Below are 13,506 nucleotides of genomic sequence, written 5' to 3'. Positions count from 1 at the left end.
ACTGTCTTTGAGAAGCGCCTCGATCTTGCGCCCGGAAAATGCCGACTGAGTATAACCGCATAAGATGATTTTAAGCATCATGCGCGGATGGTAGGCAGGACAGCCCTCATTTCGGAGAAATGATTCGAACGCTTCATCAGGGATGCTTTCGACCAAATGATGGATATGGAAGGCAATATCATTATTTTGTAGTTTCACTTCTAAATCTAAAGGCAAAACCAATTGATTCATGTTATAATTTTTAAACATAAGGACCCTTCTTTCCGGTAATATTTTGTTGTGGTGACTTAATTTTATCAGAAGTGGTCCTTATCTTTCATGAAAGACAATTAAAGCCGGCGGAATTTTACTCATCGTAAAATTCCGCCGGCTTTTTTCGTATCAGAGATGGGTTTTGTCCCAGCCCCTCCTTATTCGCGTCGTTTTTATCTATAGGAATGGACAACTCAAGCTACCGATTCCGATTTTCTACCTGGCTGATCCAATTTAAATCCGCCTCCAAATGGTATAATGTGCCTGTCACGAGTAAATATTCCCGCTCATCCCCTTGCAATAAGAACTCGGTTTTTAATTGAGTAAGCTCCATCACTTCTTTAATAATCAACGCTTTCTGCTGCTCGAGCATCTGCTTTTCGACGTGATAATCAATCTTTCTCGCACAACTCCATTTAAAGAAGAAGTCCTCTTTCGCCGTATTGTAAGGCACGGGCTCCAGCAGCCACTTTTCCAATTCGGCTTTGCCTTTTGGCTCCAATGCGTACAGCTTTCTTTCTTGATCATCGACTCCAGCTGATGAGACGAGTTGATCACGCATGAGACGATCAAGAGTCGTATAAATTTGACCGGGGTTGATTTTCCCTTTCATTGCAAGCAGGGAATCCAACTCCAGCTTCAATTCGTATCCATGATGCTGCTGCGAGAATAATAAAGTTAAAATCCCATATTTAACAGACAATGTATCAACCTTCTTTAAGCAATGATTGGATTTCCATTTTACTTGCACTTTTGCTGGAAATCCAGGCAGCAACGAGGCTAAGTGACACTCCGGCAGCAATGGCAAGCACCATGTCACTATAAGGAAGGTGGAATGACATAAATCCTTCCATTAGTTTTGATCGGCTCGTAATATAAATCAATAGCACGCCCGTTGCAATGCCACCGATGATGCCAGCCAATCCGATTATTAGCCCTTCTGCAAGGATCATGTTCCGAATCTGCTGTTTCGTGAAGCCGATTGCCCGCATCGTCCCAAGCTCTGATATACGTTCCAGCGTATTCATAAGCAATGTATTTGCGGTTCCGATGCTCGCCAATCCGACAGTCAAGATGAGCATAACATAAAGAAGCCCATTCATTCCTGTAATAGCAGCAGTGGTCGACCGAATTTCGTCCTCTACCGTTTGGACTTTGTAAAGATGCTGGGAGAAATCAGACCATAATTGTTCACGTATATCTCCGTAAGACTTGGGATCCACTGTCAGCAGCAGCTCAGAGTTGTTTGTCCAGCCGAAAAAGTCTTGCATGACCCGTTCATCCATGAAAGCGACATATCCGCCATAGTGTGAGGTTTCCACAACATCGATCACTTCATAGGTTTGTCTTCCATTTGGAGTATTCATGACTATATTGTCGCCGATCGCTCCGCCCCACTCCGTAAACGCCCGTTCTCCAAGAACTACAGAAGGTTTTTGCTCGAGTTGAAGCAAAAGCCCTTCTTTACGTTGATGAAAGAATAAAGACGGTCGATTTTTGCCGACAGCCAAAACTGAAAACTGTCTCATCGTCCCTCCGGTCGTCTCCCATGTAATTGGAGTAGCCTCCGTTAACGGCTGGACATCTTTCACCTTGCTGTACGAACGGATTTTTGCCACGTCTTCTGCGTTCCACGGCGATTCAGAGGTCACCCTCATATCTCCTCCAAAAGTGCCCCTGATCTCCTTATCGATTCCTTCTGGAGCTGATTTTATTACAGCGCTCAGCAAAAGCATAATCGCAATGCCGATTGCAAGAATGGCGGCGGTGTTACCATTCCGATTTAATTGTTCAGACAGGTTTTTAACGGCCAATGTGCCGGGATACCGATAGAAATACCGCAACACTGGTTTGAACATTTTACCAAGGGCATTCAACAGATGCGGGAATAAGAGAATCACACCTGCAATGACGGCGGCATACCCAAGCGGATGATCGATGAGCCCCAGCAGCAAAAGGCCCAATCCTAGAACAACTTTTACGAAAGTGCGTCTTGATGATCTTTTCGGTTGAGTATCCGCCTTTAAAGTTAATAAAATTGAAGCTTTTCCCGCATCATAAATTGGGAAAAGTGAAAAAACAATAGGGAATACCAAGCCAATACAAATGGAGGCAATGGCAGGCACTTTCCAGTTCAGCGTGTAGACCATATCAAATTCGAACACACCAAGAAGGGCTTTCATAAACAAATCCCCGAGCCCGATGCCAAGAGGGACGCCGATGGCCGTACTAATGAGCGCCAAAAGTGTACTATCGATCAGCACCAGTTTGGATATGGAGCTTGGCGTGTAGCCCAGGCTCTTCATAATGGCAAATTCTTTTTTCCTCTCTATTACACTTGTGTAAATCATGTTGAAAACGATGAATCCGCTGATGAATACCGATAATCCGGCGATCAGATAAAAAAATGTATAGAGACCACCGATATCGTTATTTTGAAGATCATCTGCGACAACCGGTTCAATGTAGGCCTGAGTGCCACGGAATCGATCCTGCATGGTGCGCAAGAGATCCTCACCGTTCCCATCTACTTGAAAACGCAAATAGGAAATCTCGTTCTCTTTTCCCGTCCACTCTTTTACTAGCGAAAGCGGGGCCATGACACGAAAACTGGAGGATTCAGCCCGTTCCCACGTACTAGGGCTTGCAAGCAGCTGGGTATACTCGACGATGGCCGAAATTTTCGCTTCCCCCAAACCTTCAAAGCGGATCGTATCTCCAATCCCTTTTCCTAAAAGCTTAGCGACTGGTTCAGGAACGACAAGCCCCTCGTTATCCAGGCTGCCTTCCAAGACCGGCACTGTCAGCAAAGAACTGTTTTGATCGCTTACTCCTGTTATCCTTACGGATCGTTCATTCAACGAATGATCGCCTTCGAGTTCAAAAAAAGCCTGTTTATCGAGAACAAGCAATGCATCCCTAACGCGAGAATCATGCAAGATGGGTGACACCAATTCTTCCGGAAACGAATGTTCTTCCGTCAGCACCCAATAATCCGCATTCGCCACATACATTTGCTCATAATAGTCAAACACATCATCCGTTGTTCGATCCGCAATGAACATGGATGTGACAAAAGCCGTTCCAAAAATCATCGCAACCAATGTAAAGAGAAACCTTTTTTTATGCTGTGTCAGGTTACGCCATGAAATTCGCCAAGTACTTAGCATAGTCACGATCCTTCCTTGAAATGACTTGATCGACAACCCCATCCTTGAACAGGATAATGCGATCTGCAAAACCCGCTGCAAATATATCATGCGTTACCATGACAATCGTTTGTTTGTTTTTACGATGAAAGGTGGTCAGTAATGTTAAAATTTCTTCCGCTCTTGCTCGGTCTAAATTTCCTGTAGGTTCATCTGCCAATAGAACTGCGGGTTTATTAACAAGGGCACGGGCAATCGCCACACGCTGCTGCTGCCCCCCGCTTAAAAGGTTGGCCCGTTTCCCATCAAGTCCTTCCAGTCCAACAGATTGGATTAAATCACGGATCCAGCCCCGATCTTCTTTCGTCAGTTTTCCGTCTGCATGAAGCGGAAAAGCAATATTCTCCTCAACTGTTAATGTAGGGAGTAACTGATAGTTCTGAAAAACAAAACCCATTTTTCTACGGCGAAAAATCGTTCTTTCCTTTTCCCTTAGCTTATTAATTACTACACCATCCATTTCAATTTTCCCATCAGTCGGGAGATCAAGGCCGCCCAGCAACTGGAGCAACGTACTCTTTCCGGAGCCACTTGGCCCCATGATTGCCACAAACTCCCCCTCCTCAATCTGTAAATCAACACCTTTTAATACCTTCGTCTTCTCATGTCCCTGCGTAAATTCTTTTGTCAAATCGGTTACATGTATCATATGACCCCTCCCCTTCTACAAAACCATTATATACTTAGTATATAATAATTCAATAGGGAAACTTCTAAAAATAGTGATTCAACATTTGAAATCGTCTTCATAACGCTTTTCACCATATATACTAAGTATATAGAATGAATTTCCCCCTTCCCCTTGATTCAACTTAAAAATTGTGTATAACAGCAAGCAATTGAATCTCGAATCCATTATGCTCGGAAGATACAGCATGGATTGGTCAAAACGTGAGCAGGCAGTAGCCGTCATGAAGTAAAGCGATAAAAAAACACCTTACGTTGATTAGTTGCTATTCCATCCAACGTAAGGTGTTTTCGTTTTCTTAGTTCAGTTCTGTTCTGCCACGTTCACTTCATTACCTTTCTTTACGAAGCGAGTGAAGATAAACCGGACGAGCGGTCCCATGATAATGATTTGCAAAGGCCATGCCAAAATGAAGTTTTTTCCAAAAATCGATCCGTATTGGGCAATTAGCGAAGTGGAATCAGAGCCATTATGAAGATAGTACGTAACCACTCCGTATATCGACATGAGTGCGGCCATGCCAATCACCATGCAGGTTGAAATGGCAAGGATCGTATAAACCTGTTTCGTCGTCCCCGCCGTAATTTTCATCGCCAGCTTTTTGGCATTGGGACCTACCAAAAACAAATCTAGAAGAATGGCGATCAAAAACCCGATCAAAAAGTCTGAAACTCCCTGCCTCCATGTCATGTGCCCGATCATGCCATTTAAGTAAAAGTTATAGAAGGTCATAACGAGCACCATCCCAAAGCACATCAGTAATCCGAATTGTACACTCTCTTTCTTATTTGTCGGCAATGTCAACATCCTTTCTTTTAAACACTGCCTCAGTATATCGAGACGAAGGAAGTCCTCGTAAGTGAACAATCTGTGAACAATGAGCAATTGACATCAAGCGTTACCTCCTCCCCTTTCTTGCACGCGCTAAAAAATTGTGTATAATAGTAAGCAATTAAAAATCTTAAATGTTTTCTAGGGTTCCGCAACTGTCAAGTTGGTCTGGTCCGAGAGAAAACTCACAGCTTGGCTGTGCCACGGAAGGATAAAAGCCTGGGAGAAAACTGTTCATCAGTTTCTCCCGGGCTTTTTTGCTTTCTAAAAAATTGGAGGTGTCAGGAAGATGAATCGAAATTGGATGAAAGTCTTTGTCGCTGCTTTTCTGGAAGTCTTTTGGGTGATTGGATTGACGCATGCGTATGATTTCTGGACATGGACCGGTACGATTATCCTTATTGTTGTCAGCAATTATCTTATGATTACTGCGGCGCAAGTTCTCCCTGCAGGGACGGTGTATGCCGTTTTTGTCGGTTTGGGTACGGGAGGCACGGTCTTGGCCGGAATCCTCTTGTTTGGAGAGGCGTTTCACTGGGCTAAAATCATACTCGTTATCATCCTGCTCGCTGGTGTCATCGGTTTAAAAATGGTGACAGATGAGAAAGACATGAAAGGGGCTGAATCCTAATGGCTTGGTTCACATTAATTATCGCTGGACTGCTCGAGACGTTTGGTGTTGCCATGATTAATCAATTGTCTGTAAAACGGAACTGGCAGACCCTCGTTTTCTTGATTTTGAGCTTTGGCTCAAGCCTTGCCCTTCTCAGTTACTCACTTCAATACATCCCGATGGGAACCGGTTATGCAATTTGGACGGGAATCGGGGTTGTAGGCGGCGCCCTGTCCGGGATGCTCTTTTTCGGGGAATCGAAGGATTGGAAAAGGATCAGTCTTATAGCCGTCGTTCTGTGTGCAGCCGTCGGGCTAAAACTCGTCTCCTAACAGCAAACAGCCTCCCTGGTAGCCAGGGAGGCTGTTTGCGACTTGCTCAATTACTTATCAAGTTCCTCATCCTTTGTCCTATTGCCGCGGGTAAACCGCTCAAACTTTTCCAACCCTCGAGACCTTGCACCTTCCGCATGGAATGGATTCTCATTCTGATTGGAATCGGCACGCACGCCCATTTGTTCACTCGCCGATGCGGTCGAATCGTTGATTACACCTTCAAATCTCCCGTCCACATGTGGATCAGCATTGCCGTTTGACTGTTCATTTCTGCCTGGCATGGATATCACCCCTTTTGCATAGTGTGAGGTGATTGGGAGCGAAATATGTATCCATATAAAAAGGGATTTCCCTTTTTATTAAGGTACTCTCCCTCTTTTATAAACACTCATGCCTCAATATAAAAGTACAAATCCCGGCCGTTTTTCTCCGGTTCATTGACAAGCTTATACCCATGTTTGACGACTTCCTCAGGAACATTGATAAACGATGCCGGGCAATCAGCAATCACTTGCAATACTTGACCCTTCTCCATTTCCTGCAACGCCTCTAACGTATAAATGACCGGATAAGGACAAGATTCGCCCCGAATATCCAATGTTAAATTAGCTTCCATTGATTATGCCCCCTTTTTAAATGAAAAACCTTCGCCAAATCGGTAATGTTTCTCCCAATATACAGAAACCGCAAACCAGCAAGCGAGCAGAAGAACCGATAGGATCAGTGCAGGCCATGGACCTAAAACGGTCAATAGATTGATCTTTGACCCACTGGCGACAAGCGTGGCATAGACATGCAAATGATCCCAAGCATATGCAACGAAGGTAGCGCCAATAATATTGCCGGCAAAAACCGGAATAAATACGATTTGCCCTTCCATCAAGCGGTACATCATCCCTGTTTCACAGCCGCCGGCAAGGACAATCCCTACACCAAACAAAATTCCGCCGATAAATGTACTGGGTGCCACCACTTTGGTAACTGGTTCGAGTCCATAGTGCATGATGATGAAAAAAGTGGCGACCGTGCTTACAGCCATTCCAAAGGCAATCGCTTTTGACATTTTCGCTCTGCCGCTGACCCATAAATCACGGAAAGCGGAGGTAAAGCAAATTTGCCCGCGTTCGATTAAAATTCCGAACAAGCAGCCGAACAGAGCAGCGACTCCAAGCATCGTCCTGCCTGACGCAAAAAAGAAAACGATGAGTGCAACATATGCTGCAGCCACTATGATTCCGATATACGGCTGCACTTTCGACGCTTGTTGAGCAGATTGTTTACCCGCTCCTTTTCGTAAAATCGGCTTCCCTTTCCACCATCTTGTTTGAATGATTTTAAAGCCGATATATGTCCCAATCGCAGTGGCAATCATGAAAATCCACGCATGGAATGAAAACTGCGGTACTCCGGTAAAGAAAGCCGCCAAGTTACAGCCGAGTGCAAGCCGCGCGCCCAAACCGGCAAGAATCCCGCCGATCAATCCTTGGACATATCTGCGCTTTTGGTTGGGCACCCTGATTTTGAAGTTATTATTGAAAAGGACCATCAGCAATGCACCAATAAACATCCCCCAAACGATCCATCCATCTGTCCGGGTAAATGGTGTACCCTCTATCGATATCAAATTGAAATACGCCCACTGTGAAACATCCACACCAAACCATTGCATAATGTGGCCGCCCAATCTTGTAAACTCGCCGGTCACGGCCCACACTGTATTCGTTATACCGAAATAGACAGCACTCAAGATACCGGCTAATCCAATTGTTAAATAGGGACTCCAATACTGGTTAAAAATTCGGTCTTTTACAGTTTTCATCCTTTAAAGCCCCTTATTTTATTTTTCATACCATAGTCTACTGTAATATGAAACTTTTGTATAGAAGTTATACACATTTCCAGTTCACATGTTTCACCTTTTGTAAACAATTTGATAAGGACAACTCCGTCTGTAAAAGGTATGATTAAAAAGGTTGGCAAAAAACATTGGAAGTGAGAATGACATGAATATCATCCAAGACTTGATCAGTTTTATCCTTCATATTGATGAGCATTTGGTGGAAATCATCCAAAAGTTCGGAGCTGGCACGTACTCCGTTTTGTTCTTAATCGTTTTTGTTGAAACAGGAATTGTGATTTTCCCGTTCTTGCCAGGCGACTCGCTTCTATTTGCAGGCGGAGCATTTGCTGCGGTGGGAGCGTTGAATATCGTTCTGCTCCTCATTGTCTTTTTTGTCGCAGCGGTGATTGGAGACACGGTCAATTATCATATCGGAAAAAAAGTAGGAACCACAATCAAACCGGGCAGTTTTTTTGGGAGATTGATTGACCAGGAAAAAATGGACAAAGCGGAGGCATTCTTTAACAAGCATGGCGGAAAAACGATTGCTATGGCCAGATTCATGCCGTTTATCCGTACATTTATCCCCTTTGTCGCAGGTGCAAGCCGAATGAACTATCGTTATTTCTTACTTTATAATGTGATAGGTGCTGCCATTTGGGTGGGAGTCTGTACGATTGCCGGCTATTTCTTCGGAAACATTCCCGTTATCAAAAACAACTTCTCGACTGTTATTTTAGCGATTATCTTCTTATCGGTTCTGCCGGCTATTATCGGTGTGCTGAAAGAACGATCAAAGAAAAAATGATCAATAGAACGTGAACAAAAACAAGAGCAGCACAGGCTGCTCTTGTTTTGCTTTCATTATGTAAACCATGCTTCCCCTTGCCCCTATTTCCCGGCCCTGGATGGACGGATCCCCGTTTCAAACGTTGGATCCGCTCCTGCCCATCCAGCCATCTTTATTTCCTAGGCATTGCTTTTGAATAGTTCAACCTTCCTCCCCAACTTCAATTCACCTTTACTTCCATCAGGGTAGTCACATCATAGAACCCTAGTGCTTCATACAAATGTTTAGCAGGATTGCCGCCGAAGACATCCAGCTGCACCTTCTTAAAGCCCTGCTCCTTCATCCTCCTGATCGCCTCCATGCATAGCTTTTTACCGATCCCTTTGTTGCGGTGCTGAGGCAGTACGTATAGTTCGGCAATGTATCCCGCCTTTTGATTTGCATGGATATCGTAAAGCTCCCCTATCCCGATCCAACCGCATATCATGTTGTTGTCCACGAATACCAGGTAATGGTGTCCATGGTCGATGAAGGACTGAACCACGCTTTTGGCGTTTTCCCAGGTTGGCTTAACAAAGCCTGCGGCCGCCTCCTGTAAGACACTCAATGCATTTTGAAAGATTTGTTGTGTTTCCTTGTAAGTCGCTCTTCTAATAATCAAATGCCCCTCTCCTTTTTCCCAGAATCATTTACTCCTGGCATCTGAATATCCGATATCCCAGTTGTGCATGATAGCGCTCCGAAAGTGACCAATGATCAGCAAGCACCTCGTGCATTTCGTCTACAATCGTGTCGGAAAGCATGAAATCTGGAGCGTTATCCAAATTTGACGGACTGGCCGCTTTATCCGGCTTTTCCGCCGAAACCCTTGTAAAGCCCGAGAAACGGAACTGTTCCACCCATTCTTTTTCGGTCAAGAGACGGGGAATTCCGTAAAATTCAAGCAGTTCTTCCGCAGCTTGGGATGGCAATGGCGCTTCCAGAACCAATTCGATCGAAAGCAGCTTCCCTCCTGGTTTTAACAGCCGTTTGCATTCGGGGATAGACTGCTGAACATCGGTGAACACAAATACGGACTCTACCAAAATCAGATCGAAGGATTGATCGGAAAACGGTAGCTGATGAATATCACCTTCCATCGCGGTTGCGGGCAATTGCAGCGTTGATAATCTTTTCTCTGCTTTCTCGGCCATTACTCGGCTGGAATCCACAGCTGTCACACGGCAGCCGAATTGTGCTGCGATATAAGCGGCAGTCTGCCCGGTTCCGCAGCCCGCGTCAAGAATTTCCATTCCCTCTTCAATGCGTTCCCCGGACAACATCTCTTTCGTTAATTGAAGTCCGCCCGGATGTGCCCCTCCCACTCCAAATGCAGCCAGGCAATCCAGATATCGGTTCGTCATATTTTCTCCTCCTACTGTCCAATCCTATTTTATGAACATCCTTTTAATAAATGGACTGAACTGTTTATACGCAGCATTTGCCGTCTTCGCAGAAGATGCGATTTTTTCATAATTCCATTTTCCTTCTCCGTCTTTGAACATGGAAAACCAATCCTTCCCGACACCTGCTTGTGCCGAATACGGCCTAAGCCCCTGGAAGGATTGACGAGGAGGTCTGAACCTCTGCCCCGGCCTTTGCATCATCCTATGCCCCGGTTGGGACGGCGGGCTGGGCATCCGCCCAGATTTCGAATAAAACATCATGAATCCCCCTTTTATGAAATATGAACTGTTTATTGCTGGCGACATACTATGCAAATAACACGAATCAAGGATGTGCAGTTATGAGTGTTGTCAGGACAGACAAGTGGCTGCTTGACGGTACCGGGCAGCCACTTGAAATTTGCAAAAGACTAATAGACTACTTCCCTAATGCTTCTGCCGATTTGATCTTCGATTACCTTACTTCTCATGGCATGTACCGCTCTCCTTTAAAAAACGGCAGGGAAAAGATCCGGACCCTGCAGCAAAATAATGTATGGGATTTCATCAATAAAGAAGCGCAGCAGCTGCAAAAAGATTGGAAAGGGCCTGACGTCCCGATATTCATCCTGCCGTCAGATCCCGCAAATCGAAGAATGCGGGCAGAATCAAACGGCACCTCAGGACTCGCCTTTAAAGATAAATTGTTTTTATTTGTCTCGGAGGGTTCCCAAAAAAAGAATCTACAGGCATTGCTCACCCATGAATACCACCATATTTGCAGGCTCGCAAGATACAAGAAAGAGGAGGAAGACTATACATTGCTGGATTCCATCATTATGGAAGGTCTCGCCGAACATGCTGTACGGGAAAGGCTTGGAGAAGAGGCGGCAGCTGCCTGGACCCGATATTATTCACGCGCACAGGTCGAAAACATCTGGAATTCAGTGATTTTCCCTTATAAGGACCTGAGAAAAAAACATCCAAAGCACCATCGGATCTTGTACGGGCTGAAAGGTTATCCTAAAATGGCCGGATACTGTGTCGGTTACCACTTAGTCTGTAACTATACCGAAGGCCAAGGATTAAAAACCGACGAATTGATGGAACTGTCAGCCGAGACCATCGCAAAGATCCCTGAAGGTGGATCGCATCTACATTAATGAGGCAGGACGGACCATCGTCCGAATCCTGCCTCATTAGCTTTGAAAATTTATCCGAACTACCAGAAAAACAGTGAAGCAAGCGCTATTCCGGTGATGGCGCCTAGTGCAATTCCATAACCGAATCCGCCATAGCCATACCCGTACCATCCGTAACCATAGCCACCCAAGCCTGGTCTGCCGCCAAACGGACGGATAAACACCCGATTGCGGCTCACATTTTGGACAATGCCCCGATGTACTCTTCCATCCCGGGTCCTTATTTCCACACCTCTGCCCATGTACCTTTGGCACATACCATAATAATGTTCAACTGACATTTGATCACCTCGTTTTTTTCCGCCATACAGCACTATATGTACCAAGCTGGATAAGCGTATAGACTGATAGACGAGGACAATCGTACAAGGGCACGGTGGATGAATATGCTCCAAGGAAAAATCATAGTTTAGAAAAAGATGAATCGGGCAGCTACAACAGGAGAAAAGTTACATAGGATATCAGGAAGTCCTTTTGGAGGTGTTACAAATATGAGTGGAGTAGTTGGTGGTGCAGGATACGGCGGCGGGTTCGCATTGATTCTCGTCTTGTTCATATTGCTTGTTATTATCGGCACAGCATATTGCTGATGTACTGTAACGGTGACCGTAAAGAAGGAAGGGTCGGATTCGGCTCTTCCTTTTTCGTTGTTCACTTAACTGAAACCACCCCACTTGAAAATCATAGATAAATTAATATTATTAATAATAAGGTTAAATTATTTAAGTTTTTAAATCACAAATTTAAAATATGTTGTTTATTCCTTTCGATTAATGTTATATAATCAAATCAATCAAGAGGAAGGAATGTATGAACATGGCTTACCAAGTAATCACAAATTGTCCTGTCTGCAGCAGATCATTAAAGGTTACAAAGCTGCAGTGCTCCCATTGTCACACGACGATTGAAAATGAGTTTGAGTTATCTAAGCTGGCATCGTTATCAAAGGATCAACTCCATTTTGTGGAAGTATTTTTAACTTGCAGAGGAAATATCAAGGAAGTGGAAAAAGAACTGGGAATCTCTTATCCAACGGTTCGGGGTAAGCTCACAGACATCATTTCATCCCTTGGATATGAAAAGAAGAAGAAAAATGAAATAAATGAGAAAAAAGTGGTAGAGATGCTGGAAAATGGTGAAATTTCAGCAGACGAAGCGATTACACTCTTAAAAGAGGATTAAGGAGGAACGGGGCATGAAAGAAGAAATTTCAAAAGTGATAACGATGGTGCAAGAAGGAAAGATAGATGCCGAGAAGGGATCCCAACTGATTCAAGTATTGAAAGAGAAAGAGGAATCAGGAAAAAAGATCATTGAAAACCCCAGCCCTTATTTGGATAAAACATTAAAAGTCCGGATTGTCTCAGCAGAAAGTGATAACGTTACCGTCAATGTGCCGATAAAACTGGTCAAGGTTTTACTGCTCGCTGGTCACAGCATTGCAGCAAGCATCCCCCAATCGGAAAAATACGTTAAAGATATTGACATAAACCTTATTATAGAAGCCATCGAAAACGAGTTGGACGGACAGATTGTAGACATAAAATCGGCCAACGGGGATACCGTTGCAGTCTTCATCGAGTAGTGATTTCCGATGATGCATGTCAAAGTGAAGGCAAAAGACGTTCGGCTTTCCATCCCTGTTCCTTATATCTTTTTAAATATCGCTGTTTCCATCGTGACTTCAAAAGTCTTTCAGCAAAACCTCACTAAATGGACAAAAGAGCCCTTTGAAAGAAAGCAACTGGACTTTTCCTTTCCGCAACTGGACAAAGAAATGCTAAAGCCGGTTGTCAAGGAATTGAAAAATTATAAAGGCCTCGTCCTGGTTGATATCAAAGCAAAGGACGGGACCGTAGTGAAAGTCATACTGTAGTATCTTTCTGATAATACGTTTTTTGCAGTAACAGCATTGACTGTAAAAAAAATGAATTTCCCCTGCACCCGCTTGCCTTTCATCTTCATTGAGAGGGAATATGCGCATCAAAACCTCTGTCGGCAATATAAAGATTTACTAAACAAATCAATCTGCCAAGCTAATCTCCCACAGAAAAAAAATTCGTCCCGGCCCCAAAACGCAGGACTCGTACCCACAACAAAAGCGAGCATGCTACATAGGGTATTGAGAAATCTTTTTGGGGGTGTTGTGAAGATGAGTGAAGTAGTTGGAGGCGGAGGCGTAGGATACGGCGGAGGTTTCGCCCTAATCGTCGTTTTGTTTATCTTGTTGATTATCATTGGTACAGCTTATATCTATTGATGCAGCGTTCAGTGAAATGCCAAAAAGGGCCGAAAGCGGCCCTTTTTTGTCTGTTTGAACTT

At 44.3% G+C, this 13,506-nt stretch carries 21 protein-coding genes and 1 riboswitch; of the genes, 9 read left to right on the top strand and 12 right to left on the bottom strand.

Features of this window, described 5'->3' with window-relative positions; translation table 11 throughout:
- The 5 genes from AC0TWI_RS07905 to AC0TWI_RS07885 all read right to left on the bottom strand — a co-directional run.
- The coding region (locus AC0TWI_RS07905) for a transposase (protein ID WP_488125792.1) at nucleotides 1-249 on the bottom strand (249 nt) is incomplete at its 3' end.
- 202 nt (nucleotides 250-451) lie between these two features.
- On the bottom strand, nucleotides 452-955 hold the full coding sequence (locus AC0TWI_RS07900) for a PadR family transcriptional regulator (protein WP_488125791.1): 504 nt from the start codon (nucleotides 953-955) through the stop codon (nucleotides 452-454).
- A 4-nt stretch (nucleotides 956-959) separates the two neighbouring features.
- Entirely contained in the window at nucleotides 960-3,422 is a 2,463-nt protein-coding gene (locus tag AC0TWI_RS07895; protein ID WP_488125790.1) for an ABC transporter permease, read from the bottom strand.
- Nucleotides 3,391-4,110 carry an ABC transporter ATP-binding protein gene (locus AC0TWI_RS07890; RefSeq protein ID WP_488125789.1) on the bottom strand — a complete coding sequence of 240 codons (720 nt, stop codon included), beginning with the start codon at nucleotides 4,108-4,110 and terminating at the stop codon, nucleotides 3,391-3,393. The genes AC0TWI_RS07895 and AC0TWI_RS07890 overlap by 32 nt, the downstream gene beginning before the upstream one ends.
- A gap of 342 nt (nucleotides 4,111-4,452) precedes the next feature.
- Complete coding sequence (locus AC0TWI_RS07885) at nucleotides 4,453-4,947, bottom strand: DUF2798 domain-containing protein (protein WP_488125788.1); 495 nt, start codon at nucleotides 4,945-4,947, stop codon at nucleotides 4,453-4,455.
- A 163-nt stretch (nucleotides 4,948-5,110) separates the two neighbouring features.
- Nucleotides 5,111-5,208, top strand: a riboswitch (guanidine-I (ykkC/yxkD leader).
- Nucleotides 5,209-5,269: 61 nt separating this feature from the next.
- Here AC0TWI_RS07885 and AC0TWI_RS07880 point away from each other — a divergent pair.
- Both AC0TWI_RS07880 and AC0TWI_RS07875 read left to right on the top strand, forming a co-directional pair.
- The gene (locus tag AC0TWI_RS07880) at nucleotides 5,270-5,611 is read left to right on the top strand and encodes a DMT family transporter (protein ID WP_488125787.1); all 342 of its coding nucleotides are present in this window, start codon (nucleotides 5,270-5,272) and stop codon (nucleotides 5,609-5,611) included.
- On the top strand, nucleotides 5,611-5,925 hold the full coding sequence (locus AC0TWI_RS07875; protein ID WP_488125786.1) for a DMT family transporter: 315 nt from the start codon (nucleotides 5,611-5,613) through the stop codon (nucleotides 5,923-5,925). Before AC0TWI_RS07880 ends, AC0TWI_RS07875 begins: the two co-directional genes overlap by 1 nt.
- 50 nt (nucleotides 5,926-5,975) lie before the next feature.
- On the opposite strand, the gene AC0TWI_RS07870 is transcribed toward AC0TWI_RS07875, so the two are convergent.
- The 3 genes from AC0TWI_RS07870 to yedE form a co-directional block, all read right to left on the bottom strand.
- Nucleotides 5,976-6,209, bottom strand: a complete 234-nt coding sequence (locus AC0TWI_RS07870) for a hypothetical protein (protein ID WP_488125785.1) — start codon at nucleotides 6,207-6,209, stop codon at nucleotides 5,976-5,978.
- Between the two features lie 107 nt (nucleotides 6,210-6,316).
- The gene (yedF, locus tag AC0TWI_RS07865; RefSeq protein WP_488125784.1) at nucleotides 6,317-6,544 is read right to left on the bottom strand and encodes a sulfurtransferase-like selenium metabolism protein YedF; all 228 of its coding nucleotides are present in this window, start codon (nucleotides 6,542-6,544) and stop codon (nucleotides 6,317-6,319) included.
- Nucleotides 6,545-6,547: 3 nt separating this feature from the next.
- Nucleotides 6,548-7,747 carry a selenium metabolism membrane protein YedE/FdhT gene (gene yedE, locus AC0TWI_RS07860; protein WP_488125783.1) on the bottom strand — a complete coding sequence of 400 codons (1,200 nt, stop codon included), beginning with the start codon at nucleotides 7,745-7,747 and terminating at the stop codon, nucleotides 6,548-6,550.
- A 184-nt stretch (nucleotides 7,748-7,931) separates the two neighbouring features.
- Here yedE and AC0TWI_RS07855 point away from each other — a divergent pair, with 184 nt between their 5' ends.
- Nucleotides 7,932-8,576 carry a VTT domain-containing protein gene (locus AC0TWI_RS07855; RefSeq protein WP_488125782.1) on the top strand — a complete coding sequence of 215 codons (645 nt, stop codon included), beginning with the start codon at nucleotides 7,932-7,934 and terminating at the stop codon, nucleotides 8,574-8,576.
- Nucleotides 8,577-8,778: 202 nt separating this feature from the next.
- Here AC0TWI_RS07855 and AC0TWI_RS07850 read toward each other — a convergent pair whose 3' ends face one another.
- From AC0TWI_RS07850 to AC0TWI_RS07840, 3 genes are read right to left on the bottom strand one after another with little or no spacing between them, the layout of a single operon-like run.
- Entirely contained in the window at nucleotides 8,779-9,219 is a 441-nt protein-coding gene (locus AC0TWI_RS07850) for an N-acetyltransferase family protein (protein WP_488125781.1), read from the bottom strand.
- A 28-nt stretch (nucleotides 9,220-9,247) separates the two neighbouring features.
- The gene (locus AC0TWI_RS07845; protein ID WP_488125780.1) at nucleotides 9,248-9,961 is read right to left on the bottom strand and encodes a class I SAM-dependent methyltransferase; all 714 of its coding nucleotides are present in this window, start codon (nucleotides 9,959-9,961) and stop codon (nucleotides 9,248-9,250) included.
- Nucleotides 9,962-9,985: 24 nt separating this feature from the next.
- The gene (locus AC0TWI_RS07840) at nucleotides 9,986-10,261 is read right to left on the bottom strand and encodes a hypothetical protein (protein ID WP_488125779.1); all 276 of its coding nucleotides are present in this window, start codon (nucleotides 10,259-10,261) and stop codon (nucleotides 9,986-9,988) included.
- Between the two features lie 83 nt (nucleotides 10,262-10,344).
- Here AC0TWI_RS07840 and AC0TWI_RS07835 point away from each other — a divergent pair, with 83 nt between their 5' ends.
- Entirely contained in the window at nucleotides 10,345-11,145 is an 801-nt protein-coding gene (locus AC0TWI_RS07835; RefSeq protein WP_488125778.1) for a DUF2268 domain-containing putative Zn-dependent protease, read from the top strand.
- A 59-nt stretch (nucleotides 11,146-11,204) separates the two neighbouring features.
- Here the strand turns inward: AC0TWI_RS07835 and AC0TWI_RS07830 are convergent, their stop codons facing one another.
- The gene (locus AC0TWI_RS07830) at nucleotides 11,205-11,465 is read right to left on the bottom strand and encodes a hypothetical protein (RefSeq protein WP_488125777.1); all 261 of its coding nucleotides are present in this window, start codon (nucleotides 11,463-11,465) and stop codon (nucleotides 11,205-11,207) included.
- A gap of 210 nt (nucleotides 11,466-11,675) precedes the next feature.
- Between AC0TWI_RS07830 and AC0TWI_RS07825 the strand changes: the two genes are divergently transcribed.
- The 5 genes from AC0TWI_RS07825 (at nucleotide 11,676) to AC0TWI_RS07805 (ending at nucleotide 13,444) form a co-directional block, all read left to right on the top strand.
- On the top strand, nucleotides 11,676-11,774 hold the full coding sequence (locus AC0TWI_RS07825; protein ID WP_488125776.1) for a YjcZ family sporulation protein: 99 nt from the start codon (nucleotides 11,676-11,678) through the stop codon (nucleotides 11,772-11,774).
- Nucleotides 11,775-12,000: 226 nt separating this feature from the next.
- Complete coding sequence (locus AC0TWI_RS07820; protein WP_488125775.1) at nucleotides 12,001-12,366, top strand: DUF2089 family protein; 366 nt, start codon at nucleotides 12,001-12,003, stop codon at nucleotides 12,364-12,366.
- A 13-nt stretch (nucleotides 12,367-12,379) separates the two neighbouring features.
- On the top strand, nucleotides 12,380-12,769 hold the full coding sequence (locus tag AC0TWI_RS07815) for an SHOCT-like domain-containing protein (protein WP_488125774.1): 390 nt from the start codon (nucleotides 12,380-12,382) through the stop codon (nucleotides 12,767-12,769).
- Nucleotides 12,770-12,778: 9 nt separating this feature from the next.
- A complete protein-coding gene (locus tag AC0TWI_RS07810) occupies nucleotides 12,779-13,060 on the top strand; it encodes a hypothetical protein (RefSeq protein ID WP_488125773.1) in 282 nt (93 codons plus the stop codon).
- A gap of 276 nt (nucleotides 13,061-13,336) precedes the next feature.
- Entirely contained in the window at nucleotides 13,337-13,444 is a 108-nt protein-coding gene (locus tag AC0TWI_RS07805; RefSeq protein WP_488125772.1) for a YjcZ family sporulation protein, read from the top strand.
- Nucleotides 13,445-13,506 lie beyond the last annotated feature (62 nt).

The organism is Lederbergia sp. B243.17, from assembly GCF_057657925.1.
The sequence above is the reverse complement of the archived record's forward strand: the minus strand, read 5'-3'. Positions and strand labels throughout refer to the sequence as shown.

Coding starts and splice junctions, on each gene's coding strand:
- AC0TWI_RS07895 (WP_488125790.1), bottom strand. CDS start 3,422: ATGCTAAGTACTTGGCGAATTTCATGGCGTAACCTGACACAGCATAAA.
- AC0TWI_RS07890 (WP_488125789.1), bottom strand. CDS start 4,110: ATGATACATGTAACCGATTTGACAAAAGAATTTACGCAGGGACATGAG.
- AC0TWI_RS07880 (WP_488125787.1), top strand. CDS start 5,270: ATGAATCGAAATTGGATGAAAGTCTTTGTCGCTGCTTTTCTGGAAGTC.
- AC0TWI_RS07875 (WP_488125786.1), top strand. CDS start 5,611: ATGGCTTGGTTCACATTAATTATCGCTGGACTGCTCGAGACGTTTGGT.
- AC0TWI_RS07870 (WP_488125785.1), bottom strand. CDS start 6,209: ATGCCAGGCAGAAATGAACAGTCAAACGGCAATGCTGATCCACATGTG.
- yedF (WP_488125784.1), bottom strand. CDS start 6,544: ATGGAAGCTAATTTAACATTGGATATTCGGGGCGAATCTTGTCCTTAT.
- yedE (WP_488125783.1), bottom strand. CDS start 7,747: ATGAAAACTGTAAAAGACCGAATTTTTAACCAGTATTGGAGTCCCTAT.
- AC0TWI_RS07855 (WP_488125782.1), top strand. CDS start 7,932: ATGAATATCATCCAAGACTTGATCAGTTTTATCCTTCATATTGATGAG.
- AC0TWI_RS07845 (WP_488125780.1), bottom strand. CDS start 9,961: ATGACGAACCGATATCTGGATTGCCTGGCTGCATTTGGAGTGGGAGGG.
- AC0TWI_RS07840 (WP_488125779.1), bottom strand. CDS start 10,261: ATGTTTTATTCGAAATCTGGGCGGATGCCCAGCCCGCCGTCCCAACCG.
- AC0TWI_RS07835 (WP_488125778.1), top strand. CDS start 10,345: ATGAGTGTTGTCAGGACAGACAAGTGGCTGCTTGACGGTACCGGGCAG.
- AC0TWI_RS07830 (WP_488125777.1), bottom strand. CDS start 11,465: ATGTCAGTTGAACATTATTATGGTATGTGCCAAAGGTACATGGGCAGA.
- AC0TWI_RS07825 (WP_488125776.1), top strand. CDS start 11,676: ATGAGTGGAGTAGTTGGTGGTGCAGGATACGGCGGCGGGTTCGCATTG.
- AC0TWI_RS07820 (WP_488125775.1), top strand. CDS start 12,001: ATGGCTTACCAAGTAATCACAAATTGTCCTGTCTGCAGCAGATCATTA.
- AC0TWI_RS07815 (WP_488125774.1), top strand. CDS start 12,380: ATGAAAGAAGAAATTTCAAAAGTGATAACGATGGTGCAAGAAGGAAAG.
- AC0TWI_RS07810 (WP_488125773.1), top strand. CDS start 12,779: ATGATGCATGTCAAAGTGAAGGCAAAAGACGTTCGGCTTTCCATCCCT.
- AC0TWI_RS07805 (WP_488125772.1), top strand. CDS start 13,337: ATGAGTGAAGTAGTTGGAGGCGGAGGCGTAGGATACGGCGGAGGTTTC.